We start from the raw sequence: 645 nt of genomic DNA on the forward strand, positions 1-645 counted from the left end.
TTCCTAAACCAACCTCACCCCTCTCTACTCGCCGGCAGCGTCAGATGTTTATAAGAGACAGTTCGAGAACCGTGCCCGCGTCGATGAGGCCCTCGTTCTCGGGGATGATCGCGTTGTGGATCTCCCGGTAGCCGTGCTTCGCCTCGGAGAACCCGAACGTCTCCTCGAACGCCTGGTTGGTGGCGTCGAGCCGCCGCTCGCCTCCCTCCGCGGACGCGGTTCTGACGACTGGCAGCGGCAGGTCCTCGAACAGCGCGGAGAGCCTGTCGCGTTCGGCCCTGAGCGCGTTCTCCGTCTCGAGCTGTTCGAGCGCGTCGGCGGCGTGGGCGGCCAGCAGCTCGGCGAACTCCACGTCACCGTCGTCGAACGCGGCGTACCCGTCGGAGACGGCCTGAAACACCCCGTACGATCCGATCGGAACGCTGATCGCGGAGCGGATGTTGTCGGCCACCGGGTCGGCCAGTTCCTCCGCATCGGTGGGGGAGTTCTCGTCGGCGGAGCCGCGCCCGGCGCCCTCGCGTCCGGTGTCGACTCCCCTTCCCCGGTCGGTCCGACCCGGGTCCGACCGCTCGGGGCTCTTCGGGTCCTCGAGGTCGTTCGGGTCTCCGAAGTCGTTTGGATCCTCGAGATCGTCCGGGTCCGCCG

At 67.9% G+C, this 645-nt stretch carries 1 pseudogene; it reads right to left on the reverse strand.

Annotated features, from left to right (window positions below):
* Positions 1-61 precede the first annotated feature (61 nt).
* Positions 62-645 (reverse strand): annotated as a pseudogene (locus tag ACP96_RS17350) (GAF domain-containing protein); the annotation flags it as partial.

Origin of the sequence: Halorubrum halophilum (assembly GCF_000739595.1) — an archaeon.
Classification (GTDB): domain Archaea; phylum Halobacteriota; class Halobacteria; order Halobacteriales; family Haloferacaceae; genus Halorubrum; species Halorubrum halophilum.